Below are 25,531 nucleotides of genomic sequence, written 5' to 3'. Positions count from 1 at the left end.
CCCGGGGGGGGGGCGGCCCCTTCCTCCTCGCTGATTGTGTGGTTGTTTTTTTTTCTAAAATAATTTGCCGGGGGGGGGGGGCGCCCCCCCCACCCCCCCCGACCGGTGTCTTCAGAGCCGCACGCCTCCCCCCCCTCACCGGCCCTACCCAGGCCGCCCACGCAGGAGGAATCCCCATGGCCCGCAGACTGCTGTCTGCCATATCCGCGGCATCCGCCGCCCTGCTCGCGCCGGCCGCGGTGCTCGTCGCGCCCGCCGCCACCGCCCAGGCCGCACCGGCCGGTGACCGGGACGTCACCGCGGTGCTTTTCGAATGGAAGTTCGCGTCCGTCGCCCGCGCCTGCACCGACAGCCTCGGCCCCGCCGGCTACGGCTCCGTACAGGTCTCGCCGCCCCAGGAACACATCCAGGGCGGCCAGTGGTGGACCTCGTACCAGCCGGTCAGCTACAGGATCGCCGGGCGTCTCGGCGACCGCGCCGCCTTCAAGAACATGGTCGACACCTGCCACGCGGCGGGCGTGAAGGTCGTCGTGGACTCCGTCATCAATCATCTGGCCGCCGGTGACGGCACGGGCACGGGCGGCACCGCGTACCGCAAGTACGACTACCCCGGCCTCTACTCGGGTGCGGACCTGGACGACTGCCGCGCCGAGATCACCGACTACCGCAACCGCGGCAACGTCCAGAACTGCGAACTCGTCGGGCTCGCCGACCTCGACACCGGCGAGGAGTACGTCCGGACGAGGATCGCCGGGTTCCTGGGCGACCTGCTCTCGCTCGGCGTGGACGGCTTCCGCATCGACGCGGCCAAGCACATGCCCGCCGCCGATCTCGCCGCCATCAAGGGCAAGCTGAGCAATCCGGGCGTGTACTGGAAGCACGAGGCCATCCACGGGGAGGGCGAGGCCGTCTCGCCGGGCGAGTACCTCGGCACCGGCGACGTGCAGGAATTCCGCTACGCGCGCGGACTCAAGCAGGTGTTCACCGGTGGCGGCAGGCTCACCGACCTGAAGAACTTCGGTGCGGGCTGGGGCTTCATGGAGTCCGGGAAGTCCGCCGTCTTCGTCGACAACCACGACACCGAACGCGTCGGCGACACCCTCAACTACAAGGCGGGCAGCGCCTACACGCTCGCCAACGTCTTCATGCTGGCCTGGCCCTACGGCGCCCCGGACGTCCACTCCGGCTACGAGTGGACCGACAAGGACGCCGGACCGCCCGGCGGCGGCCAGGTGAACGCCTGCGGCGCGGACGGCTGGAAGTGCCAGCACTCCTGGCGCGAGATCTCCTCGATGGTGGGCCTGCGGAACACCGCCAAGGGGCAGCCGGTGACCGGCTGGTGGGACAACGGGGGCAGCCAGATCGCCTTCGGCCGCGGCGAGCGCGCGTACGTCGTCCTGAACCACGAGGGCTCCCCGCTCACCCGCACCTTCCAGAGCGCCCTGGCGGCGGGTGACTACTGCGACGTGCAGAGCGGACGCCCGGTCACCGTGGACGGCTCGGGCCGCTTCACGGCGACCGTGGCCCCCGGCACGGCGCTCGCGCTGCACACCGGGGCGCGGACCTGCAAGGCGCCGGGGGCACAGAGCGGTGCGTCCTTCGGGGTGCGCGCCACCACCCAGTACGGGCAGAGCATCCACGTCACCGGCGACCTGCCCGCCCTAGGCAACTGGAACCCGGCCGCCGCACCCGCGCTGGACCCGGCCGCGTACCCGGTCTGGAAGCTGGACGTGCGCCTCCCCGCGGGCACCTCCTTCGCGTACAAGTACGTGCGCAGGGACGGGGCGGGGAACGTCACCTGGGAGAGCGGCGCGAACCGCACGGCGACCGTCCCGGCGAGCGGCGCGGTCACGCTGTCCGACACCTGGCGGGACTAAGCGGGGGCGGGGGCAGGGGGCCGGGCGGCGGCGACGGGGGACGCCGCGACGGGGCACGCCATGACCGGGCGGGCCGCACCCGGGCGGGCCGCACCCGGGCGGTCCGCGACGGGGCGGTCCGCGACGGGGCACGCCGCGACGGGGCACGCCGCGACGGGGCGGTCCGCGACGGGCAGGTGCAGCAGCCCCGTACGCCCCCTCCGCCCCGCTCTTCCGAGCTGCTCACCTGCCCCTTTGCCCCCGAACCCCCGCTTTCACGGCTCCCAAGTACTCGTGTGGTCCAAGGGGTTGACCCCCACTGCCGGCCCTCATAGCGTCCCGTGCAAGAACTTTCTGCTCCCTTGCAGCAAGAACATTCAGCGGCCGAACCGGCCGACGCGCGCCGTTCCGAGGAGACCCCGCCCCCGTGATACCCATGCCCCTGCGAAGACTGCGGAGACTGCGGAGAGCGGCCGCCGGCGCCGTGACCGTGGCCCTGTGTGCCACGCTCGCGCCCGCTGCCCCCGCCCTCGCCGCACCCCGGGCGCCCCGGCCGCCCGCCCCGCCGTCCGACGCCAAGCTGGCCGCCGAGCCCGCGCGCCACGACCTCACCCGCGACCAGTTCTACTTCGTCCTGCCGGACCGGTTCGCGAACGGGGACACGTCCAACGACCGCGGCGGCCTCACCGGTTCACGCCTCGACCACGGCTTCGACCCCACCGACAAGGGCTTCTACCAGGGCGGCGACCTCAAGGGGCTCACCCAGAAGCTCGACTACATCAAGGGGCTCGGCACCACCGCCCTCTGGATGGCGCCGATCTTCAAGAACAAGCCCGTCCAGGGCGCCGGCAAGGACGCCTCCGCCGGGTACCACGGCTACTGGATCACCGACTTCACCCAGGTCGACCCGCACTTCGGGACCAACGCCGACCTGGCGGAGCTGATCGACAAGGCCCACGCCAAGGGCGTGAAGGTCTTCTTCGACGTCATCACCAACCACACGGCCGACACCGTCGACTACGCCGAGAAGAAGTACGGCTACCGCCCCAAGGGCGCCCATCCGTACCTCGACAGCTCCGGCCGCCCCTTCGACGACCGGACCTCCGTCGCCCGGGCGAAGATCGACGGCGACTCCTTCCCGTACACCCCGGCGCAGCGGCCGGGGGAGCGCAAGACCCCCTCCTGGCTCAACGACCCGACGATGTACCACAATCGCGGCGATTCGACCTTCGCGGGGGAGAGCGCCGAGTACGGCGACTTCTCCGGGCTCGACGATCTGTGGACCGAGCGTCCCGAGGTCGTGAAGGGCATGGAGAAGATCTACGAGAAGTGGGTCCGCGACTTCGACATCGACGGCTTCCGCATCGACACCGTCAAACACGTCGACCTGGACTTCTGGACCCAGTGGGCCACCGCGCTCGACGCCTACGCGAAGAAGCGCGGCCGCGAGGACTTCTTCATGTTCGGCGAGATCTACGACGCGGACCCGGCCGTCACCGCCCCGTACGTCACCCGGGGCCGGCTGGACGCCACCCTCGACTTCCCCCTCCAGGACGCCCTGCGCGGGTACGCCTCCCGGGGCGCGGCCGCCGACAAGCTCGCAGGAGCGTACGGCGCCGACTACCGCTACACCACCGACAAGGCCAACGCGTACGAGCAGGTGACCTTCACCGGCAACCACGACATGGGCCGCATCGGCACCTTCCTCAAGCAGGACAACCCGAAGGCGGACGACGCGGAACTCCTCCGGCGTGCCCGCCTGGCCAACGAACTGATGTTCTTCGGCCGGGGCAACCCGGTCGTCTACTCCGGCGACGAGCAGGGCTTCACCGGTGCGGGCGGCGACAAGGACGCCCGCCAGCCCCTCTTCGCCTCGAAGACCGCCGACCACCTCGACGACGACCAGCTCGGCACCGACCGCACCCATGCGAGCGACGCCTACGACACCACGCACCCCCTCTACCGCTCGATCGCCGAGCTCTCCCGGCTGACGAAGGCGCACCCCGCCCTGCGCGACGGCGTACAGGAGGAGCGGTACGCCGAGGACTCCGTCTACGCGTTCTCCCGTACCGACGCCCGGCGCAGGACCGAGTACGTGGTGGCTGCCAACAATGCCGCCGAGCCGAGGACCGTGGAGATCCCGACCGCCTCGGCGGACATGAACTTCCGTGCCCTGTACGGCACTTCGGGCGCGGTGCGCAGCGGTGCCGACCGGAAGGTGAAGGTCACCGTCCCCGCACTGGCCACCCTCGTCCTCCAGGCGGAGAAACCGCTCGCGGCCCCGTCCGCAGGACCGGCCCTCACCCTGAAGGCTCCGGCCGCCGGAGCCACCGGCACCGTCGAGATCGAGGCCGCCCCGGCCAGCGGGCAGCTCAACAGGGTCGTCTTCGCCGCTCAGGTCGGCAACGGGCCCTGGCGCACGCTCGGCTCCGCCGACCACGCCCCCTACAAGGTCACCCAGCACGTGGAGGCGAACACGCCCGCCGGAACGCCGCTGCGGTACAAAGCCGTGGTGGTGGACCGCGCGGGACGCACCGCATCCGCCCTCGCCGCGACGACGGCGGGCCAGGCCCCGCCGCCCGACAAGCCGCGCGCCGGGGAGCGTACGTACGCCGTCGTCCACTACAGGCGCGCCGACGGCGACTACGACGGGTGGCAGCTCAAGTCCCCGGCCGGGAACGCCGTCTTCAGCGGGCGGGACGCGTACGGCGCCTTCGCCTGGGTGAAGCTCGCCGAGGGCGCCACCGCCTTCCCGTACACCGTGGAGAAGAACGGCACGGCCGAAGGCCCCGCCCGCAGCATCGACCTCGCCGCGACCGGAGAGGTCTGGGTCGAACAGGGCAAGGACGGCCAGCTCACCAAGGCCCCGGACGGGGCGTACCCGCCGCAGGACAAGACCAAGGCGGTCCTGCACTACCAGCGCCCCGACGGCAACTACGACGGCTGGGGACTGCACGTCTGGTCCGGCGCCAAGGACCCGACCGACTGGGCGAAGCCGCTGCCGCCGGTGAAGAAGGACGCGTACGGCGTGACCTACGAGGTTCCGCTCGCCGCCGGCGCCACCTCGCTCTCGTACATCCTGCACAAGGGCGACGAGAAGGACCTCCCCACCGACCAGTCCCTCGACCTGGCCACCTACGGCCACGAGGTGTGGGCGCTGGCCGGACAGCCCAAGTACGTCCTGCCGCAGGCCCAGGGAGCGGGCACCCTCGACCTCGCCAAGGCCGAGGCGCAGTGGATCGACCGGGACACCGTCGTCTGGAAGGTCAGGGCGACGGAGGCGACGAGTCAGCAGCTCGTGTACGCGAAGGACGGCGGGATCAAGGTCGTCGACGGCGCGCTGTCGGACGAGGGCCGCTGGCTGCGGCTGAACCCGGGGACGCTGAGCGACGCGCAGAAGGCCAGGTTCCCGCACCTGAAGGACTACCCGGCCTTCACCGTCGACGCCCGCGACCGGGACAGGATCGACGCGGCCCTGCGCGGGCAGGTCGTCGCCACCCAGCGCGCGGCGAACGGCGCCCTGCTGGCGGCCACCGGCGTGCAGCTGCCCGGGGTGCTCGACGCGACCTACTCCGCGGCCGCCACCCGCGCCGCACTCGGCCCGGTCTTCCGGGACGGCCGGCCGACCCTGTCGCTGTGGGCCCCCACCGCCCAGCAGGTCTCGCTGGAACTCGGCGGGCGGACCCTGCCCATGCGGCGGGACGACCGCAGCGGAGTCTGGTCGCTCACCGGAGAGCGCGGATGGGCGGGACAGCCGTACCGCTACGTGGTCAAGGTGTGGGCACCGAGCGTGGGCGAGGTCGTCACGAACCGGGTCACCGACCCGTACTCGACCGCGCTGACGACCGACTCCGCGCGGAGCCTGGCCGTCGACCTCAGCGACCCGAAGCTGGCCCCCGGCGGCTGGGGCGCGCTGAAGAAGCCCGCCGCGACACCCCTGCGGAACGCACAGATCCAGGAGCTGCACGTACGGGACTTCTCGGTCGCCGACCGCACTGCGAAGCACCCCGGCCAGTACCTGGCCTTCACCGACCGCGGCTCCAAGGGCTCCCAGCACCTGCGCGCACTGGCCGAAGCCGGCACCTCCTACGTCCATCTGCTGCCCGTCTTCGACATCGGGACGATCCCCGAGAAGAAGTCCGCACAGCAGCGCCCCGCCTGTGACCTGGCCTCCTACGCGCCCGACTCGGAGGAACAGCAGGCCTGCGTGGCGAAGGCCGCGGGCAAGGACGCGTACAACTGGGGCTACGACCCGCTGCACTACACCGTGCCCGAAGGGTCGTACGCGAGCGACCCGGAGGGCACGAAGCGGACTGTTGAGTTCCGGCAGATGGTGCAGGGGATCAACGGCGCGGGCCTGCGGACCGTGATGGACGTGGTCTACAACCACACCGTCGCCGCCGGACAGAGCGAGAAGTCCGTGCTCGACCGGATCGTGCCCGGCTACTACCAGCGGCTCACCGCGGACGGCACGGTGGCCACCTCCACCTGCTGCGCCAACACCGCGCCCGAGCACGCCATGATGGGCAAGCTGGTCGTGGACTCCGTCGTCACCTGGGCCCGGCAGTACAAGGTCGACGGCTTCCGGTTCGACCTGATGGGCCACCACCCCAAGGCCAACATCCTGGCCGTACGGAAGGCGCTGGACGCGCTGACCCCGGCGAAGGACGGCGTCGACGGCAAGGCGATCGTGCTGTACGGAGAGGGCTGGAACTTCGGTGAGATCGCCGACGACGCCCGCTTCGAGCAGGCCACCCAGAAGAACATGGCCGGGACCGGCATCGCGACCTTCTCCGACCGGGCCCGCGACGCGGTCCGCGGCGGCGGCCCCTTCGACGAGGACCCGGGCGTGCAGGGCTTCGGCAGCGGACTGTTCACCGAACCCAACTCCGCCAAGGCGAACGGCACTCCGGCCGAGCAGCGGGCGCGCCTGCTGCACTACCAGGACCTGATCAAGGTCGGGCTCACCGGCAACCTCGCCGGGTACTCCTTCACCGACAGCTCCGGCCGTACGGTCAAGGGGTCCGAGGTCGACTACAACGGCGCCCCCGCCGGATACGCCGCCGCCCCCGGTGACGCACTGGCCTACGCGGACGCGCACGACAACGAGTCGCTGTACGACGCGCTGGCCTTCAAGCTGCCCGCCACCGTGCCGGCCGCCGACCGGGCCAGGATGCAGGTCCTGTCCATGGCGACGGCCACCCTGTCGCAGGGCCCCGCGCTCTCCCAGGCGGGTACGGACCTGCTGCGCTCCAAGTCGCTGGACCGCAACTCCTACGACAGTGGCGACTGGTTCAACGCGATCCACTGGGACTGCCGGGACGGCAACGGCTTCGGCCGCGGGCTGCCGCCGGCCGCCGACAACAAGTCCAAGTGGGCCTACGGAAAGCCGCTGCTCGCCGACCCGGCGCTGAAGCCCGGCTGCGCGCAGACCGAAGGCGCCTCTGCGGCGTACCGGGACCTGCTGCGGATCCGGACCTCGGAGCCGGACTTCGGCCTGGCGACGGCCGGGGAGGTCCAGTCGAAGGTGTCCTTCCCGCTGTCGGGGAAGCAGGAGACGCCGGGCGTGCTCACCATGCGGGTGGGGAAGCTGATGGTGGTCTTCAACGCGACGCCGCAGAGTCAGGGGCAGACGGTGGCCGCGGCGGCGGGTACGGGGTACGCGCTGCATCCGGTGCAGGCGGGGGGATCGGACCCGGTCGCCCGGCAGGCCCGCTACGACGCGGCCACCGGCACCTTCACCGTCCCGGGCCGCACGGTGTCCGTGTTCCGCGCGGGTTAGGAGCCCCCCGGCGGTTGCGTGTGGTTGCTGCGCAGTCCCCGCGCCCCTGAGTATTCAGGGGCGCGGGGGCTGTTCCACTGTGCGGCCGTTCCACTGTGCGGCTGTGCCACGGCCGGGAAGGGGCGGGCGGGTCAACGGCCCCGCGCAGCTGACCACCCCCACCACCGCCATGTAGGCCAGAATGGCCACGTGTTGGGCAACCTTCCCCAGGAGACCACCAGCTTCGTCGGACGCCGCACCGACCTCGCTCGGATCGAGCATGCCCTCACCGCGCACCGCCTCGTCACCCTCACCGGGCCCGCGGGCGTCGGCAAGAGCCGGCTCGCGCTGCGGGCCGCACGACAGGCGGCCGGCCGGTGCCCGGACGGGGTGTGGTGGGCCGACCTCGCCCCCCTGTACGACGACCAGCTGCTCGTGGCGACCGTCTCCGACGCCGTCGACTTCGCCGACCACACCCTGCGCATGCCGGCCGAGGCCCTCTGCGAATCGCTGCAGGGCAAGCGGATGCTCCTCGTACTCGACTCGTGCGAACGCCTCGCCGCCCCGTGCGCCCACCTCGTCGGCGAGCTCCTGACGACCGTGCCGGGACTGACGGTGCTGGCCACCAGCAGACAGCCCCTCGGGGCGCGCGGCGAGGTGGTCCTCGACGTACCCCCGCTGCCCCTGGACGGGGCACAGGACGGGGCCGCGGCCCTCTTCCGCGACCGGGCCCGCCAGGTCGTACCCGGCGCCCCCCTGGACGTACCGCCGGACGCCGACGCCGTCGCGGCCATCTGCGCCCACCTCGAAGGCATCCCCCTCGCCGTGGAACTGGCCTGCGCCCAGCTCGGCGAGGAGCGGACCGTGGAGGACGTCGCCCACCGGCTGACCTCCCGCAGCGCCTCCCGGCTCGACGTCCTCGCGCAGGACGGCATCTGGCCGCAGCGGCACCGGGCGCTGCGCACCGCCATCGGCTGGAGCCACGAACTGTGCACCCCGCTGGAGCGGCTGCTGTGGGCCCGGCTCTCGGTGTTCCGCGGGGAATTCGCGGAGTCGGACGCCCGGGACGTCGGGGCGGGAGGGCCGCTCGACGCGGACGCGGTGACGACCGCCCTGCACGGGCTGATCCGCAAATCGGTGGTGCGCCGGGCACCCGACGGCAGCTGTCGGATGCTGGACACCCTGCGCGAGTACGGGGCCATGTGGCTCGGCGAGCTGGGGGAGCGGGAGACCACCGCGGCCCGGCACGCCGCTCACTACGCCGAACTGGCCCGCGAGGCCGACGAGGGCTGGCTCGGCGCGGACCAGACACGCTGGTACCGGCGGCTCGGCGCCGCCCACGCCGACCTGTGCGCAGCCCTCGACCACCTCCTGGCGGCGGCCCCCGGGCAGGCCCTCGCCATGGCGGGCCGCGTCGGCTTCTTCTGGGCCTGCTGCGGCCACCTCCGCGAGGCCCGCAGCTACCTGGGCCGCGCTCTGGAGGAGCACGGCACGCCGGGCCCGGGTGTTCCCGACCCCCACCGCTCCCGCGCCCTGTGGGCGCTCGGCTTCACCGCCACGCTCCAGGGCGACCACGAAAACGCCCGCCGCCTCGGCGAACAGTGCGCGCTCGCCGCCTGGCAGGCCAAGGACCCCGAGGACATGCTCTCCGCGGCCTACCTCCTGGGCGTCACGTATCTGATGATGGGCCGCCCGCGGGCCGCGCTGACGGTCGCCGAACGCTGCCTGGCCGCCCGCCCCGGAGAGCCCTTCTCCTCCGCGTCCCAGCTCCGCTGCCGCCTGGTGCGGGTCTTCGCCCTGACCGCGCTGGGACGGTACGGGGAGGCGTCGGCGGCCGCCACCGGACTGCGCCGCATCTGCACCGAGCACGGCGAGACCTGGACCCGCGCCTACGCCGACTACCAACTCGCCCTCATTGCCCTCCTCCAGGGCAGGGCCGACGCGTCCGCCGCCCACGCCCGCGCCATGATCGACGCCAAGTACCGGCTCGGCGACACCTACGGCATCGCCCTCGGCCTCGACCTGCTGGCCGCCGCCCTCGCGGCCCGGGGCGACGGCCAGCAGGCCGCCATGGTGTACGGGACCGGACAGTCCTACTGGGCCCAGGTCGGCCATCCGCAGCGCGGCACCCCGGAACTGGGCCCCGTGCGGGAGGAGTGCGAACGCCGGGCCCGGGCCGTGATAGGCGACCAGGCCTACGAACTCGCCTTCGCCGAGGGCGCCGCCGACCAGGAAGCCACCCTGGCGCACGCCCTGCTGGGCACCCACCCGTGAACCGCGGCCGTGGTGCGCGAGCGGTGCGACAGGGCCGGCGGTGCAGGGAGCCCGGCACGGAGAGACCGGTGACCATCGGAGGAATCGCTCGTTCTGCGTAACGTGCGCCGCCCACAGGATGTCATCAGCCGCCCCCGCAAGCCCGCCCACAACGCCGCCACGGCCGGAGACCCCGCCTCCGGTCACGCGGACCACCCCGCCGACGGCACTGGCACGGACCCCGGCACAGGCCCCGCGGCCAGCGCTGACCCCGGTACCGGCACGGATCCCGCCGCCAGCGCCGACCCCGCCACCGTCGCCATCGGCGTAGGGCAGGCCGAGGCCGCGCTCGTCGAGCACTACCCGCGCCTGGTCCGGCTCGCCTACCTCGTCCTGCCCCCGCACCTGGGCCGCAACCGCCGCGTCCTGACCGCCCACTCCCTGGTGCAGCGTGCGCTGCCGCGCGGCCGGACCGGGCGCACCCCGCAGGCCGTCGCCGCCGTCCCCCCGTCGCGCCGCCCCGGCGGCGAGCCGCGCCCCGGCGACTTCGCGGGACGGGACCGCGGCCACGCCTTCGTACGGCAGCAGGTACTGCGTCAGGCCCTCCTCGCCGAGCCGCCGCTGCGCCGCAGGGCCTGGCCCCGGCGGGCCCAGCTGCCGCCCCTCCTGCCCCAGGTGTGGGGCATCCGGCTGTTCCCCGCGTCGGGCGGCGCCGACGAACTCGCCCTCGACCAGCGGCTCGCCGCCCTGTCCGGGGCCGGCCGCGCCGCCTACGTACTGCGCGGACTGGAGCGGTTGCAGGACGCGGAGGTGCGGCGGGTGCTCACCGCCGCCGGGGTCGCCGACACCGGTGCGGCGCTGGCGGAGGCCGGCACGGTGGAGCCCTCCGGGCTGCTGGAGTCCGCCGAGTTCGACCCGTGCTCGCTGCAGGCCCGCCCCACGGACCTGATGCGCCGCCGCCACTGGGCCCGGGCCGGCGCCGCCGCGCTCGCCGCCCTCGTGGTGGGCGCCGTGGTCCTCGGCGCGGGCGGCGACGGGGCCGGAGAACCGCTGTACGCGCAGAACCGGGCCGCCGAACAGGCCCTCGACCCCGCCAGGCTGACCATCGCCCCGGCTGCCGCCTGGAAGACCTCCGACCGCACCGACTTCTCCGCCTGGCCGGTCCGCGGCTCCCTCGCCGACAACAACGACCTGCTGCGCCGCGCCCTCGCCGTCTGGGCCGCCCCCACCGCCACCACCGGCGTCTCCGCCACCCCGGGCACCGCCACAGGACCCGCCATGGGCCCGCCCCAGCTCCTGTACGCCGGCGAGCTCGACGGGGCGAGGATCGCGGTGCTGTACGACGGACTGCGCCTGGTCAGGTACGCCGAACCCGTCAAAGGCGGCGACGGCACGGTCCTGGACTTCGCCCGCGCCGACGGCGCGGACGAAGCCTCGGCGAACGCGGTCGTGGTCTCCCGCACGGCGACCCACGTCCGCTATCTGACCGCGCCCTGGGCCGGCCGGACCGCGGTGCGCGACCTGCTCGACCCGGCGGCCGCCCCGCGCACCCTCGCCCGCGACGCCGACGGCGTGAGCGGACCGGTCGCCGCGTCCTCCATGGCCCGCGACTGCCGCAGCTGGGACGCCCTGGAGGTACGGGACAGCTCCGGCACCCGCACCCTCACCGACCTCGCCGAACTCCTCCCCGCCCGGCTGACCGCGGGACCCCCCGGCGCGAGCGCCGACCTCAGGAGCGCGGCGGACAGGGCGGGCTGGGCGCGCACCGCGTGCCTGCTCCCCACGGTCCGCTCGCAGGGCGTCCGCAGCGTCAACTCCTGGCCGTACGCCGCCCAGAGCCTGCCGGAGGACAACGGCACCGCGCAGTGGCTGTGCACCCGGGCGGAGACCTGGCGGGGGACCGGCAACCGGGTCTTCGCCCAGTTCCAGCCGCCGGACACCCGGCAGGGCGCACCCGGTGCGATCGCCGCGAGGGCCGAGGACTCGGCCGCCTGCGGCCGCAAGGACCCGCACGTGCTCGCCGGAGTGCTGTGGAAGTCCAAGGAGGGCACGCCCTATCTGCTCGCCGCGGGCGACGACGCGTTCGGTTCGGTGTCGGTCGGCGGCGGAGTCACGGCCGAGGAGGACGGCAGCCTGCTCTCCGTACCGGCCGGTGAGGCGTCCCGGGCCACGCTCACCGGCAGGCTCAAGGACGGCACCGCGGTGGAGTCCCTGCACTGACGGCCTTGTGGCAGCAAGGAGTTGCCCGGCCCCTGCACGAGCGAGGCGTCGCACATGCGTCGCACATGCGTCGCACATCTCCTCGTGCAAGGGCCTGTTCCCCGGTCGTACTCCTCAGTACATTGACGCCATGTCTAATACGCAGCAGGGCCCGGCCCCCGTCGCGTCGCAGTGGACGCCGCTCACGGCCCGCCCGGTGTCCTTCGACTGGCGGGACACCCCACTCCACTGGCTCCCCGGCAACCCCTTCGCCACCCACACCATCAACGTCCTGCACCTCCTGCTGCCCGCGGGAGAACGCTGGTTCGTGCACGTCTACCGGCAGGCACTCCCGCTGATCAAGGACGAGAAGCTCCGCGGGGACGTCCTCGGCTTCATCGGCCAGGAAGCCATGCACGCGCAGGCCCACGACGGCGTACTGCCCCACCTCAAGGCGCAGGGCCTGGACCCCACCCCCTACACCGCGCAGGTCGACTGGCTCTTCGAGAAACTGCTCGGCGACCGCACACTGCCGCCCGGCAGGGCCCGCCAATGGTGGCTCCTGGAGCGGATCGCGCTCATCGCGGCCATCGAGCACTACACCGCCTTCCTCGGCGACTGGGTGCTCAACGCCCGCGAACTCGACCGCAGGGGCGCCGATCCGACCATGCTCGACCTGCTGCGCTGGCACGGAGCCGAGGAGGTCGAGCACCGTTCCGTGGCCTTCGAGCTGTTCCAGCACGTCGACGGCGGATACCGGCGCAGGGTCCGCACCTGGGCGACCGCGTTCACGGCCCTGGTCTTCCTGTGGCAGCGCGGCTCCCGTTTCTTCATGGCCAACGACCCCACGCTCGGCGGCAGGGGGCGGGCCCGGTTCTCGGACCTCGTACGCAACGGCAGGCAGGGCGTGCTCCCGGCGCCGGGCGCGATGCTGCGGTCAATACCCCGCTACCTGAGCCGCGACTACCACCCCTCGCAGGAGGGCAGCACCGCCCAGGCGCTGGCCTACCTCGCCCAGGCCCCCGCCGCGCGCGCGGCCGAGGCCCGCATCCCGGGAGGTTCCTGAACCATGTCCCGCGCCACTTCCCCCCGCGTCCGCAACCTCGCCCTCGCGGCGACGGCCACCGGCCTCGCCCTGGCCGCCCGGCGCGCCCTGCGCCGGCGGATCAGCCGCTCGCCCCTGTGGCCGATGCCCGCCCTGGAGGAGCCCGTATCGGGTGCCCGGCACCGCGGCGCCATCCGGCCGGCCGGGATCCGCATGCTGGTCAGCGGCCGCGACGAACCCGCCGACGGGGTGGTCCGCCTGCACCTCGAAGCCATGGACGCGGGCGACCTGCCCGCCTGGCAGCCCGGCGCACACCTCGATCTCGTCCTGCCCTCGGGGCTGGTCCGCCAGTACTCGCTGTGCGGCGACCCCGCCGACCGCGCCTCGTACACCGTCGCCACCCGGATACTCGCGGACGGGCGGGGCGGCTCGGCCGAGGTCCACGAGCGGCTCCACGAGGGCTCGGAGATCGAGGTGCGGGGGCCGCGCAACCGCTTCCCGCTCCTGGGGTCGCCCGCCTACGTCTTCGTGGCCGGCGGCATCGGCATCACCCCCGTCCTGCCCATGCTGCGGGCCGCCGAGGCCGCGGGGGCCGACTGGCGGCTGCTGTACGGAGGCCGCAGCCGGGCCACGATGCCGTTCCTGACGGAGATCGAGAAGCTGGGCGGCCCCGAGCGGGTGACCGTGGCGGCCGAGGACGAGGACGGGCTGCCCCACCTGGCCGGGTTCCTCGCGGACGCGCCCGAGGGAGCGGCCGTGTACTGCTGCGGCCCCGAAGGGCTCCTGGGGGCGGTGGAGGGATCGCTGCCGGAGCACTGCTCGTTGCACGTCGAGAGGTTCGCGCCGGGCGCGGGCGCCGGAGGCTCCGGGGCGTTCGAGGTGGAGCTGCGCCGGACCGGGACGACGGTCACCGTGCCCGCAGGATCGTCGATCCTGGCCGCGGTCAAGCCGCTGGTGCGGGACGTCTCGTACTCCTGTGAGCAGGGCTTCTGCGGCACCTGCCAGCAGCGGGTGATCGAGGGCGGGATCGACCACCGCGACGAGCTGCTGACCGACTCCGAGCGCGGCGACTCGCTGCTGATCTGCGTCTCACGGGCCTCCGGAGAGCGCCTGGTCCTCGATCTCTAGGCAGAGCCGGGGGAGGGACCCGGGGAAGATCCGGACCGGGTCCTGGGGGTCCTCTTCGCAGGCGGGGCGGTTACGCTGGTGCGATGACGACCGGGGTGCGCCGCAGGATGGGCGTCGAAGAGCGCAGGCAGCAACTGATCGGCGTGGCGCTGGAGTTGTTCAGCCATCGCTCTCCCGATGAGGTCTCGATCGACGAGATAGCCGCCGCCGCGGGCATTTCGCGCCCCCTCGTCTACCACTACTTCCCCGGCAAGCAGAGCCTGTACGAGGCGGCACTGCGGCGCGCCGCCGACGAGCTCGCCGCCCGCTTCAGCGAACCGCACGAGGGGCCGCTCGGCGCCCGGCTGCTGCGCGTGATGGGCCGCTTCTTCGGCTTCGTCGACGAACACGGGCCCGGTTTCTCCGCGTTGATGCGCGGCGGCCCCGCCGTCGGCTCCTCCACCACCAACGCCATGATCGACGAGGTGCGGCAGGCCGCGTACGAGCAGATCCTCGACCACCTCGGGGTCGGCGAGCCGCCCGCCAGGCTCGCCCTCGTGGTCCGGTCCTGGGTGTCGCTCGCCGAGTCGACCGCCCTGATCTGGCTCGACGGGCGCGAAATCCCGCGCGCCGAACTGGAGATGCAGCTCGTCCACGACTTCGCCGCGCTGATGGCGGTCAGTGCCGCCTACGACGCGGAGATGGCGGGCATCGTCCTGCGGATACTGGCCGACGAACCGCCCCAGGGGCCGTTCGGGGAACTTCTCGAGCGGCTCGTGGTGCTGGCGCCGATGCTTCCGGTGGTACCGGGCCCGCGCGGAGCGTTCGAGTAACAGGGCTGCGGGGCGGGGCACTTGACCGTTCCGCCGGGCCCGGTGGCGTGAGTGGCGCGCCGGGCCCGATCACTTGTAGGTGACGGTCACGTCCTTGAAGCCGAGCGAGCGCAGCAGCCCCTGGAGCATGCTCGTGGTGTTCTTCTCCGCGCGGGCGGTCAGCCCGCTCTCCTTCGCGGCCTCCCCGATGTGCCGGGCGGCCAGCTGCTGGACGGCCCGTTCGTCGTTCGGGTTGTCGGAGAAGAAGTCGCCGAGCCGGTCGAGCAGCCCGCGCTGCTTGGACACCGCGTAGGAGCGCTCCGGGTCCAGCGCGGGCTTGCCCAGAGTGGCGCGCGGCAGCCGGAGGGTGGCGGCGGTGCGGTCCTCATTCACCGTGACATCGCCCTTGCCGAGCCCGCCCAGGGCGACGCTCGCGCCGACCGTGCCCGCGCCGACGTAGAGCGTACGGGTGCCGCGGAGCGCGTCCGGGAGGAACTTGGCGTCCTTCTCCAGGTCCACCACCACCTGGAAGTTGCCGGACGCCGCCTCGTAACGGCTCATGTCCTGGAGGGACTTGAGGACGGCCGGGCCGCTGCGGTCCTTGGTCTCGCTGCCGAAGAGGTCACCGAGCCCCGGGATCAGCACCAGCCGGGTGCCGATCAGGAGCACGGCGACCAGCGCCAGCAGCACGCCGGGAATTTTGATCCACAGGGAGACCCTGCGGCGGGGCGGCCCGGCCACCGGCGCGGGGCGGGCCCCGGCGGTGCGGGGCGCGTCGAGGTCCTGCGCCGGGAGATCCTGCTCCTGGTCCTTGCGCGCATCGGTGCGGTCCATACCGGGCGGGTTCCCCCAGCAGGCCCCGCTCACGCGGCGGTTACCGTACTGCGCATGATCGACACCACCGCGCACCTCACCTTCCGCCTCGCGGACCCCTCGGACCTCATGGAACTCGTACGCCTCCACGACGCGGCGGCACGGTGGATGACGGGCCGGGGAATCGACCAGTGGAAGCCGGGCCAGAAGGACGCCGCCCACTTCCGGCACCGGATGCGCGAGGGGGAGGTGTGGCTGGCGGAGTACGAGGGGGCCGTGGTGGGCGCGTACGAACTCTGGTGGGAGGACGAGGGGGCCTGGGGCCCGCAGCCGCCGGTCGCAGGCTACGTCCACCGGCTGATGACCGACCGCGCGCACGCCCCGGCGGGAACCGGGCGCGCACTGCTCGCGGCGGCCGAGGAACGCATCGCAGGGACCGGCCGCCCGCTGGCCCGCCTGGACTGCGTCGCGCACAACCCGCGCCTGCGGACCTACTACGAGGCGGCGGGCTACCGCTTCGCCGGCGAGAACACGGCGAAGGAGGCTCCCGGGGGAGCCCCCTCCTACGCGGTGACGCTGCTGGAGAAGGCCTTGCCGGGAGATGTGCCCGCCTGAGGGACAGCGGCTCCCGGGCGCTCCCGGGCCGCGGCAGCGCTGGTCCGGGAGGTGCGGGTCAGCGGCGGGCCAGGGTGGTGCCCAGGCCGACTCCCAGCGCGAGGGCGGCGAAGTGTCCCACGTCGGTGAAGGTCGGACGGGCCTTGTTGAGGAGCGGCCTGGCCGCCAGGGCCAGCAGGGTGGCCCGCCCGGCGAAGCGCACGGGGCCCCGGGGGAGCGCCGCGGTGAGCGCGCCCAGGACCGTGTTGAAGCCGTAGCTCGTCCCCACGTCCACCGCGCGCCGGGTCGACGCGTCCACGCCCGTGGCCCGCAGCCCCCCGTACACCAGCAGCGTCGCCCCCGCATGGCCGACCAGGAAGACCCCGGCCGCCCACCACGCCCCGTACGCGTACTCGGCGTACCCCAGTACCGCCAGCAGCAGCAGCGCGTACGGCAGCGGCATCGGCTCCTCCACCACCAGCGCGCTGGTCAGCAAGGTCCCCCAGCGCCCCGCCCCGAGCTGCTCCACATTGGTGGAACAGGCGCGCAGGAATTCCTCCCGCTCCTCACCCGGCAGGTGACGGCGGGCGGCATGGGCGCCGAGCTGGACGCCGCCGACGTAGGCGGGGGCGAGCACGGGAAGGTCGGGGAAGCGCATGGGTGCATGATCGCGCATCGAGGTAATGGATGTGTCAGAAGCTGCCGTTACCCGCGTTCCGGTGCGCGCCCCGGGACCGGCCCGGCACGATGGGCGGATGCGACAGCGAACAGCAGCGGCGCCGAAAGCAGCGACGGCCCTGCTCCTGCTGGCCCTGACCCTGGCCGGGTGCGGAGGGCAGCCGTCCCCGCCCTCCGAGGCCACCGGCACCCTGGAGGAGCTGGCCGCGCGGGCGGGCTGTGTCCCCGATATCGGTACGGACGCAGCGGAGCTCCGCCAGGCCAACTGCCGTTCCGGGGAAGGTGACTACGTTCTGACCACGTTCGCCACCGACCGCGGCCGGCAGGAGTGGTTCGACGCGGCGAACGACTACGGCGGCAGCTATCTGATCGGCCGCGGCTGGATCGCGGCGGGCGAGGAAGCGGTGCTCACGGAGCTGCGCGGCCGGCTCGGCGGGACCGTGCGGCGCGCCGCGGGCCACTCGGGGAGTGGGGAGGGGCCCACGGCAGGGCCGGATCACACGGGTCACCACGCGAACTGACCGCGCAGGTAGTGGGGAAGGGCAACGCTGGGCGGGCGGGAGCCCGCACCGGCCGGCCGCCCAGCCGGCTAGCGGCAGCGCTGGGCGCCGTTGATGCAGTTCACCATCCGCCGCATCAGCTGCTCGTCGAAGACGTTGATGAAGTCGCCGTGGTCGGTCACCGGCTTGTGCAGCTGCTCCGGGAAGGAGTCGACCGCGAACCCGGGCCCCGGCGGCACCGCGTACACCACCCGCTGCACCAGCTGCGGGATGGGCCGGAACCCGGTGTCGCAGGAACCGTCGGCGCGGGTGAAGGCCACATGGGTGCGGTGGTTGGCGCTGTCCGTGTTCGAGCCGTCCCAGCAGCTCTGGAACCTGAACGTCCGGACCACCTGGCTGCCGCGCGGACAGATCGGGTACTTGTCCTTCAGCTGCCGGTTCTCGAAACCGGTGCAGCTCCACGAGGCGTTGGCGTTCGCGGTGCCGTTGGTGAAGGCCTTCGCGTCGCCGGTGATGATCCGCAGGAAGCGCGGCATGGCGACCACCCGACCGGTCGGATTTCCGGTGAATTCGAGGGTGACCTGGGACGGTGTCTGGATTTCTCCGGTGTTCCCGTCCTTTCCGCCGCCGTCCGCGCCGGAATCCGCCTCGTCCTTTCCGTTCTGGAGACGGAGCACCGGCCAGTAGTACGTCGACCTGTCGCCCGGGTTGCGGCAGGTGGTCCTGCCCGCGGCGAGTACGTCGTCGCTGGAAAAGGCGTCGGTCGCCTGATTGCCGACGTAGTCGTGCATATGGTGCGCACCATTGCTCACACCGGGTGCCACGATGACATTGTCCGGATTGAATTTGCCGTTTTCGTTTCGGCCGCAGGCGGTGGTGAAGGTGCCGCGCGAGGCGGTGCGGCGCGGGCGGACCTGTGCGGGCCGGGGGCGCACGGAGCGGATGTCGACGAAGTCGGCGCGCTCGGGGCCGTTGCCGGCCCGGTCGCCGTCGCCCTCACCGGTGCCCTCGCCCTGTCCCTGGCCGGCGTCCTCGTCCCCGCCCTGGCCCGTGGTCTCCCCGGCGCCGCTGGCGGTGCTGTCGTCCGCCCGCACGGTGCACGCCGCGATGCCGTCGAGGTTCTGCGGCCGGGAGGCCTGCGGCTGCCGTTCCACCGCGTCGGCGATCCGGCCCAGAGAGGCGGAGCGCTGGTCCTTCAGCGGCCCGAGCACGGCGTCCTGTTCCGCGCCCCGGCCGGATTGGGCGAACTTGCGGTAGGCCTCGGTGATCTGGCTGTCCATGGCCGCCAATTCCCTGCTGACCTCCTGGCGGGCCCCCTGCGGAACGTCCGGGAGGGAATCGGCCGCCTCGGGACAGTCGAGGGTCGACATGCGGGGCCCCGGCGGCAGTGCCGCCGATTCCCCGGAGGCGGAGGCGTGCACATTCAGCGCGACCATTCCGCCGCCGCCGAGAATCAGTGCGGCGGTGGCGACGATCGCCCTGTTCGCCAATTTCGAACGCTTGTGTCCCATGAGGGTCCTTCGCTTTCTTTCGGGCGAAGTCCCATACGTACGGCGAGCACGGCACGTTCAACCGTTTCCCCGCAGCCCCCACGATTTCGTGGGAAAGCACCAACTCTTCGGACGGCCGCTCAGGTCTTGAGCGCCCGCTGATAAAGCGCCCGGGCCGGCGAGCCGAAGAGCGCGGCCGTCGACTCGGAGTCGGTGTCGCCGCCGCTCAGCACCCCGATGATCCGCCCGGGCCTGTCGGGGCCGCGGTAGTCGGTGAGCCAGGGGCTGCCACTGGTCCCGTTCCAAAACCCCGCACACCGCATCTGCAGCATCCCGGGCAGCTCCCCGTCCTGCCGGCTGTCGGTGGTGCAGGTCACCGGGCGGTTGTCCGGGTTGTGGTCCGGCTCGGGGTAGCCGACGACCGTCACCTGCCGGTCGGGCCCCGACTCCCAGTCGAGCCCGGCGGCCCCCACCACGTCCTGCACATCGCGGCCCTCGCTGTCGGGCTCCAGCGTCAGGAAGGCGAAGTCGTACGGGTCGTTCTCCTGCTCCTGCCAGCGGTCGTCGACCTGCACCGACCGCACCCGCCACGCCCCGTACGGCTTCTTGCCCTTGCCCTGGCCGGAAAAGCCCGGTGCGAACGAGATGCTCCGCTTCGGCTGCCCCTCCTCCTCGGCCACGCAGTGCGCCGCGGTGGCGACGATGTTCCCCTTGGGGCTGTCCACCACGCTCGCCGTGCACCAGTGGTCGTCGCCCTCGGTCAGCACCCCGATGAACGGCGGGTAGTCCAGTACGGCGGCCGACTTCTGCGGCGTCGGCGACGCCCCGGCGTCCAGCCGGGGCGCCGAGGCCACCGGACCGCCGCACCCGGTGCCCAGCACCAGCAGCGCCGTCGCTCCGGCCATGGCCGACGAGGCCCGCATCCACCGCTCTCGCACGTCGGGGTCCCTCTCTCCACACACTGGTTCCGGCCACACTCGCCGCGACGGACACAGGCTATGCAAGCCCCGGCGGATTGTCGTCCTCAGCGGTCCAGATAGGCCAGCACCGCCAGCACCCGCCGGTTGTCGTCGTCCGACACCGGCAGGCCCAGCTTGCCGAAGATGTTCGAGGTGTGCTTGGCCACCGCCCGTTCGGTGACGAACAGCTGGGCGGCGATCGCCGCGTTGGACCGGCCCTGCGCCATCAGCTCCATCACTTCCTTCTCGCGCGGCGTGAGCTGGCCTATCGGCTTGTCCTGCGCACGGCGCGACAGCAGCTGCGAGATCACCTGCGGATCCATCGCGGTACCGCCGCCCGCGACCCGCCGCACGGCGTCGACGAACTGCTCCGCGTCGAACACCCGGTCCTTGAGCAGGTACCCGATGCCCCCGTTCCCGTCCGCGAGCAGTTCGCGCGCGTACAACTGCTCGACGTGCTGCGACAGCACGAGGACGGGGAGGCCGGGTCTCGCGCGGCGGGCGGCCAGGGCGCACTGCAGGCCCTCGTCGGTGTGGGACGGCGGAAGCCGGACGTCGACGACGGCGACGTCCGGCTCCAACTCCGCGAAGGCCTTGGTCAGTTCGGGCCCGCTCTCGACGGCGGCCAGGACCTCGAAGTCGAACGCTTCGAGCATTCTGACCAGGCCGTCGCGGAGCAGGAAGAGGTCTTCGGCTAGCAGGACGCGCAAGGAATCTCCATGGTCACCATGGTGGGACCGCCCGCGGGACTGCTGACGGCCAGAACACCGTCGAATGTACCGAGTCGGCGTTCGACTCCGCTCAGCCCGGAGCCCGCGCCGATTCGCGCCCCGCCCCGGCCGTTGTCGGTGACCGAGACGCGGATCATGCCGGCCGCCTGGTGCAGGTCGATCCAGATGCGGTCCGCGCCCGAGTGCTTGACCGCGTTGGTGAGCACCTCGCTCACCGCGAAGTACGCCGCCGACTCCACCGGTGCCTCGGTCCGCCCCGGCAGGTCCACGGTGACCTCGCTCTCCACGGGCAGCCGCAGTGCCAGCGCCCGCACCGCGTCGCCCAGGCCGCGCTCGGCCAGCACCGGCGGGTGGATGCCGCGCACCAGGTCGCGCAGCTCGGTCAGCGCCTCGGCGGACGAGGCGCGGGCCATCCCGACCAGCTTCTTCGCCTGCGCCGGGTCCTTCTCGATCAGCGCCTCGATGGTGCCCAGGTTCATGCCCATGGCGACCAGCCGGGCCTGCGCCCCGTCGTGCAGGTCGCGTTCGATGCGGCGCAGCTCGGCGGCGGAGGTGTCGAGGGCGTCGTGCCGGGTCTCGGTCAGCTTCTCGACGCGCCGGGCGAGCGCGGCCTCCTTCGTCGGGGCGAGGAAGCACTTGGCGAGGCGGAAGTGGGTCCGGAGGAGGAGGGTGTTGTAGCGCAGGCCGAGGGCGAGGATGACGAGGCCAAGTGCGAGGGCGAGCAGCCCGGTGGTCTCGTCGTACACCTGGACGAAGAGGAACCACTCCCCGCCGGTGTGGGCGAACGCCCGCCACAGACCTGCCGCGATCACGAGCCCGTAGAGCCAGTACCAGAGCGTCAGACCGGGGACCAGCGCGGTGAGAGCACCGGCCGTCAGGTCCACGAACAGCCACTGCAGGTCCCGCCAGGTCGCCGGGTCCTTCAGCATCACCGAGGTCCGCTCCACCTGCCCGGTGACACCGGGACGCAGGTCCGCCGGCAACGGCCGGTAGGGGACGGCGATCCGCACGTCGGACCAGGACCCGGCCAGCGCCCTGCGGCGGTCGGCCCAGGCGCGTACCCAGCCCAGCACCACGGGGGTGGTGAAGACGCCCACGCCGATCGCGATGAGGGTCAGCGAGATCAGGGTGAGCGAGAACAGTGCGCAGCTGACGACGATCGAGGCGAGCGCCAGGCCGAGCCCGCGCGCCCCCGCCAGCAGCGCGGCGCGTATCCGGGTGGCATTCATGGTGGTGGGTCCCTCTCGTCCGCGGCCGTGTGCCGAGGCTCCTGAGCCTGACCGCACGCACAGTCTCCCCCGGGGAGCGGGGCCGGGTCATGGGGCCCGGCACCCGAAGCGGAGGTGTACCTGGCACCACCGCCCGCGCGAGGGCCCCGTACGCCGGTCAGGGGGCGTACTTGTACCCCACCCGGCGCACCGTCTGGATGCTCCGCCGGTGCTCGGTGCCCAGCTTGCGGCGCAGCCTGGCGATGTGCACGTCGACGGTACGGCCGTCCCCGACGTGCCCGTAGCCCCAGACCGTGGTCACCAACTGGTCGCGGGTGTGCACCTGGTGCGGGCGGGCGACCAGATGGGCCAGCAGCTCGAACTCCAGGTACGTCAGGTCCAGCTCCCGCCCGTCCACCTCGGCGATCCGCCGCGCGGAGTCGATCCGTACGGCGCCCTCGGGCGTCGGCTCGGGCTCGGGCGCCTCGTGCGGCACCAGTACGGGTTCCGCCACCGGCTGCTGCTGCGCCGGTACGAGCACCAGGTAGCCGACCATCGGAGGGCGGCCCGGCAGGGTGGGCATGGTGTGCTGCGGGGCGGGCAGCCAGGTGGCGCCCGGCGGCAGGTAGTCGGCCACGTCGTACGCGGGACGCAGGAGAGCGGCCGGTGCGGGTGCCTCGTCGCGCTCGACGGCCCGCAGCCGGTGCGGTGCCGGCGGGCGCAGAGGTTCGTGAACCGCCCGTCGCTGGGCGGCAGTCGAGGTGGAAGCGGCTGGGAAGGTGCGGGGACGGGTGCTCGTCATGGCGGGTCGGCTCTTTCGCGCGGAGGAGACCGCCGCGGAGAGTCACGCGGCGGCGTACTGCTTCCCTGCGGATGCGCGCGGACCGAAGGCCGTACCGGGCTGAGTGCCGGGCAACGGCTTTAGGGGGCCAGCGCGTTCGTCGCGCGACAACAGACCCGGTCGAAGTCGTGATGCTGACGGGAGGGCCAGAACGGCTCCAGGTCGAAACGACCCGTAGCGGTGGAGTTCTGGAAGCCCGTCATGTGCCCATTGAAGCATGAGCATGCTGACCGCAGGAGAGCGCCCGGCACGAAAGACGGAAAAGGGAGGGTGCCCGCCACCCCGGGACCACCCTCCCTCTCCTGCCTCGTGCCTTGTTACCTCGTACTCGTACTCGTGCTTGTGCCGGGCGGAACCCGGCTCAGACCTGCCCGGCCTTCTCCAGTGCGGTGCAGCACGTCTCCACGATCAGCCGGGTCACCACGTAGGGGTCGACGTTCGCGTTCGGACGGCGGTCCTCGATGTAGCCCTTCTTCTCCTGGCCGACCTGCCACGGAATGCGCACCGAGGCGCCGCGGTCGGAGACGCCGTAGCTGTACTCGTTCCACGGGGCGGTCTCGTGCAGACCGGTGAGGCGGTCGTCGATGCCCGCACCGTAGTTCTTCACGTGGTCCATCGGCTTGGAGCCCTCGCCGAGCGACTCGCAGGCCGTGATGATCGCGTCGTACCCCTCGCGCATCGCCTTCGTGGAGAAGTTGGTGTGCGCGCCGGCGCCGTTCCAGTCACCCTTGACGGGCTTGGGGTCGAGCGTCGCGGAGACACCGAAGTCCTCGGCGGTGCGGTAGAGCAGCCAGCGGGCGATCCACAGCTGGTCGGAGACCTCCAGCGGCGCCAGCGGGCCCACCTGGAACTCCCACTGCCCCGGCATGACCTCCGCGTTGATGCCGGAGATCCCGAGGCCCGCCGCCAGGCAGTGGTCCAGGTGCTTCTCGACGATCTCGCGGCCGAAGATCTCGTCCGCGCCGACTCCGCAGTAGTAGCCGCCCTGAGCGGCCGGGAAGCCGCCGACCGGGAAGCCGAGCGGACGCTCGCCCTCGAAGAAGGTGTACTCCTGCTCGATGCCGAAGATCGGCTCCTGCCCGGCGAACTGCTCGGCCAACGGGCGCAGTTCGGCACGGGTGTTGGAGGAGTGCGGCGTCATGTCGATGTTCAGCACCTCGCACATGACGAGGATGTCGTTGCCGCCGCGGATCGGGTCCGGGCAGGAGAACACCGGGTTCAGTACGAGGTCGGAGGCGTGCCCCTCGGCCTGGTTGGTGCTGGAGCCGTCGAAGCCCCAGACCGGCAGCGAGGCCCCGTCACCGAGGATCTTCGTCTTCGAGCGGAGCTTGGCGGTCGGCTCTGTGCCGTCGATCCAGATGTACTCGGCCTTGAACGTCACGGACGCCATCCTTTACGGGTTCTACGCGGCTGCGGGGTGCGGGCGCCACCGGTGCGGCGGTGGCGTGGAGCAGGGCGCCCCGTGCTGCTGCGGTGATGGTCGGCAGCCTGGCAACCGGGGATTTCCCGACCGTTGCCCATATGTGAACCCCGTGTTACCGGTGCACGCGGGAACGTGACGTGCGTCGCACGGCCGCCGGCCGCGTGCCCCCCGGAGGGCACCGGCCCCACGACCGCCCCCGCGGTGGGGTGTGCAGGCCGCCTCCGGGGCAGACTGGCCCGCATGACTTCTGCGTACCCCGCCCCGCTCCGTATCGGTCTCCTCGGCACCGGCCCCTGGGCCGACCGCACCCACGCCCCGGCCCTCGCCGCCCACCCCGGCGTCGACTTCGTCGGCGTGTGGGGGCGCCGCCCCGAAGCCGCCGCCGCCATCGCCGAGGCCCACTCCACCACCGCATACGACGACGTCGACGCCCTGTTCGCCGCCTGCGACGCGGTGGCCGTCGCCCTCCCGCCGGACATCCAGGCCCCGCTGGCCGTCCGTGCCGCGCAGGCCGGCTGCCACCTGCTGCTGGACAAGCCGGTCGCCACCACCGCCGACGGCGCGCGAGCGGTCGCACAGGCCGCCGAGGCCGCGGGTGTCGCCTCCGTCGTCTTCTTCACGCTGCGCTTCGCGTCCGGCACGTCCTCCTGGATCGCCGAACAGGCCACTGTGGAAGGCTGGTTCACCGCCCACGCGTACTGGCTCGGCGCGCTGTTCTCGCCCGGAGCGGACAGCGTGTACGCGGCGTCCCCGTGGCGCGGCGAGAAGGGCGCCCTGTGGGACGTGGGCCCGCACGCCCTGTCCGTGCTCCTCCCGGTGCTCGGCGACGTCACGCACCTGACCGCCACCGGCGGACGCGGCGACATGGCCCACCTCGCCCTGCGCCACGCCTCCGGCGCGTCCAGCACGGCCACCCTCAGCCTGAGCGCCCCGCCCCAGGCCTCCGGCGTGGGCGTCGAGCTCCGCGGCTCCGAGGGCGTCTCGGCACTCCCCACCCCCTGGGGTCCGGGCACGGAGTCCTTCGCCGCCGCCGTCGACGCCCTCCTGGAAGCGGCCCGCACCGGGACCCCGCACCCCTGCGACGCCCGCTTCGGCCTGCGCGTGACGGAGATCCTGGAACAGGCGGACGCACAGCTGACCGCGAAGGACTGACCGCCGGGAGCGCGGCCCCGGGGGGGGGCCGAGCCCCCGGCGCCCGCCCGCCGACCACCGGCCCCGGATCCCCCCGGGGGGGCCACCCCACCACGGCGGCGCCCCCGAC

19 protein-coding genes are annotated in these 25,531 nt (G+C 72.8%); 10 read left to right on the top strand and 9 right to left on the bottom strand.

The window, feature by feature from the left end:
- Nucleotides 1-176: 176 nt before the first annotated feature.
- From ACFWVV_RS28440 to ACFWVV_RS28410, 7 genes are all read left to right on the top strand, one after another.
- Nucleotides 177-1,877: a carbohydrate-binding module family 20 domain-containing protein gene (locus ACFWVV_RS28440; protein ID WP_384344978.1), complete on the top strand. Its 1,701-nt coding sequence runs from the start codon at nt 177-179 to the stop codon at nt 1,875-1,877.
- Between the two features lie 415 nt (nt 1,878-2,292).
- A complete protein-coding gene (gene pulA, locus ACFWVV_RS28435; protein ID WP_384344975.1) occupies nt 2,293-7,638 on the top strand; it encodes a pullulanase-type alpha-1,6-glucosidase in 5,346 nt (1,781 codons plus the stop codon).
- Between the two features lie 189 nt (nt 7,639-7,827).
- The gene (locus tag ACFWVV_RS28430) at nt 7,828-9,891 is read left to right on the top strand and encodes an ATP-binding protein (protein ID WP_384344973.1); all 2,064 of its coding nucleotides are present in this window, start codon (nt 7,828-7,830) and stop codon (nt 9,889-9,891) included.
- A gap of 300 nt (nt 9,892-10,191) precedes the next feature.
- Complete coding sequence (locus tag ACFWVV_RS28425; RefSeq protein WP_384345118.1) at nt 10,192-12,090, top strand: hypothetical protein; 1,899 nt, start codon at nt 10,192-10,194, stop codon at nt 12,088-12,090.
- A 130-nt stretch (nt 12,091-12,220) separates the two neighbouring features.
- On the top strand, nt 12,221-13,135 hold the full coding sequence (locus tag ACFWVV_RS28420; protein ID WP_384344970.1) for a metal-dependent hydrolase: 915 nt from the start codon (nt 12,221-12,223) through the stop codon (nt 13,133-13,135).
- Nucleotides 13,136-13,138: 3 nt separating this feature from the next.
- On the top strand, nt 13,139-14,242 hold the full coding sequence (locus ACFWVV_RS28415; RefSeq protein ID WP_384344968.1) for a PDR/VanB family oxidoreductase: 1,104 nt from the start codon (nt 13,139-13,141) through the stop codon (nt 14,240-14,242).
- Between the two features lie 83 nt (nt 14,243-14,325).
- On the top strand, nt 14,326-15,054 hold the full coding sequence (locus ACFWVV_RS28410) for a TetR/AcrR family transcriptional regulator (RefSeq protein WP_384344965.1): 729 nt from the start codon (nt 14,326-14,328) through the stop codon (nt 15,052-15,054).
- Nucleotides 15,055-15,123: 69 nt separating this feature from the next.
- On the opposite strand, the gene ACFWVV_RS28405 is transcribed toward ACFWVV_RS28410, so the two are convergent.
- Nucleotides 15,124-15,867, bottom strand: coding sequence for a DUF4230 domain-containing protein (locus ACFWVV_RS28405; RefSeq protein WP_384344962.1), 744 nt, complete (start codon nt 15,865-15,867; stop codon nt 15,124-15,126).
- 54 nt (nt 15,868-15,921) lie between these two features.
- Between ACFWVV_RS28405 and ACFWVV_RS28400 the strand changes: the two genes are divergently transcribed.
- Entirely contained in the window at nt 15,922-16,461 is a 540-nt protein-coding gene (locus ACFWVV_RS28400) for a GNAT family N-acetyltransferase (protein WP_384344959.1), read from the top strand.
- A gap of 58 nt (nt 16,462-16,519) precedes the next feature.
- Here the strand turns inward: ACFWVV_RS28400 and ACFWVV_RS28395 are convergent, their stop codons facing one another.
- The gene (locus ACFWVV_RS28395; protein ID WP_384344957.1) at nt 16,520-17,098 is read right to left on the bottom strand and encodes a rhomboid-like protein; all 579 of its coding nucleotides are present in this window, start codon (nt 17,096-17,098) and stop codon (nt 16,520-16,522) included.
- A 97-nt stretch (nt 17,099-17,195) separates the two neighbouring features.
- On the opposite strand from ACFWVV_RS28395, the gene ACFWVV_RS28390 reads away from it, so the two are divergent.
- Nucleotides 17,196-17,639 carry a hypothetical protein gene (locus ACFWVV_RS28390; protein ID WP_384344954.1) on the top strand — a complete coding sequence of 148 codons (444 nt, stop codon included), beginning with the start codon at nt 17,196-17,198 and terminating at the stop codon, nt 17,637-17,639.
- Between the two features lie 68 nt (nt 17,640-17,707).
- Here ACFWVV_RS28390 and ACFWVV_RS28385 read toward each other — a convergent pair whose 3' ends face one another.
- The 7 genes from ACFWVV_RS28385 to glnII form a co-directional block, all read right to left on the bottom strand.
- On the bottom strand, nt 17,708-19,129 hold the full coding sequence (locus ACFWVV_RS28385; RefSeq protein ID WP_384344952.1) for a DUF1996 domain-containing protein: 1,422 nt from the start codon (nt 19,127-19,129) through the stop codon (nt 17,708-17,710).
- Between the two features lie 119 nt (nt 19,130-19,248).
- A complete protein-coding gene (locus ACFWVV_RS28380) occupies nt 19,249-20,046 on the bottom strand; it encodes a trypsin-like serine peptidase (RefSeq protein ID WP_384344949.1) in 798 nt (265 codons plus the stop codon).
- An 86-nt stretch (nt 20,047-20,132) separates the two neighbouring features.
- The gene (locus ACFWVV_RS28375) at nt 20,133-20,777 is read right to left on the bottom strand and encodes a LuxR C-terminal-related transcriptional regulator (RefSeq protein ID WP_384344948.1); all 645 of its coding nucleotides are present in this window, start codon (nt 20,775-20,777) and stop codon (nt 20,133-20,135) included.
- The gene (locus tag ACFWVV_RS28370; RefSeq protein ID WP_384344945.1) at nt 20,762-22,027 is read right to left on the bottom strand and encodes a sensor histidine kinase; all 1,266 of its coding nucleotides are present in this window, start codon (nt 22,025-22,027) and stop codon (nt 20,762-20,764) included. The genes ACFWVV_RS28375 and ACFWVV_RS28370 overlap by 16 nt, the downstream gene beginning before the upstream one ends.
- Before the next feature lie 157 nt (nt 22,028-22,184).
- Complete coding sequence (locus ACFWVV_RS28365; RefSeq protein WP_384344942.1) at nt 22,185-22,808, bottom strand: winged helix-turn-helix domain-containing protein; 624 nt, start codon at nt 22,806-22,808, stop codon at nt 22,185-22,187.
- A gap of 119 nt (nt 22,809-22,927) precedes the next feature.
- Complete coding sequence (locus tag ACFWVV_RS28360; protein WP_384344939.1) at nt 22,928-23,050, bottom strand: hypothetical protein; 123 nt, start codon at nt 23,048-23,050, stop codon at nt 22,928-22,930.
- A 158-nt stretch (nt 23,051-23,208) separates the two neighbouring features.
- Entirely contained in the window at nt 23,209-24,228 is a 1,020-nt protein-coding gene (glnII, locus tag ACFWVV_RS28355; RefSeq protein WP_384344936.1) for a glutamine synthetase, read from the bottom strand.
- A 282-nt stretch (nt 24,229-24,510) separates the two neighbouring features.
- Here glnII and ACFWVV_RS28350 point away from each other — a divergent pair, with 282 nt between their 5' ends.
- Nucleotides 24,511-25,422 (top strand): Gfo/Idh/MocA family protein, encoded by a 912-nt coding sequence (locus ACFWVV_RS28350; protein ID WP_384344933.1) that lies wholly within the window; start codon nt 24,511-24,513, stop codon nt 25,420-25,422.
- The last annotated feature ends 109 nt before the right edge of the window (nt 25,423-25,531 follow it).

The organism is Streptomyces sp. NPDC058663, assembly GCF_042716745.1.
GTDB lineage: Bacteria > Actinomycetota > Actinomycetes > Streptomycetales > Streptomycetaceae > Streptomyces.
Note: the sequence above shows the minus strand (reverse complement) of the source record. Positions and strands in the feature narration are given on the sequence as shown.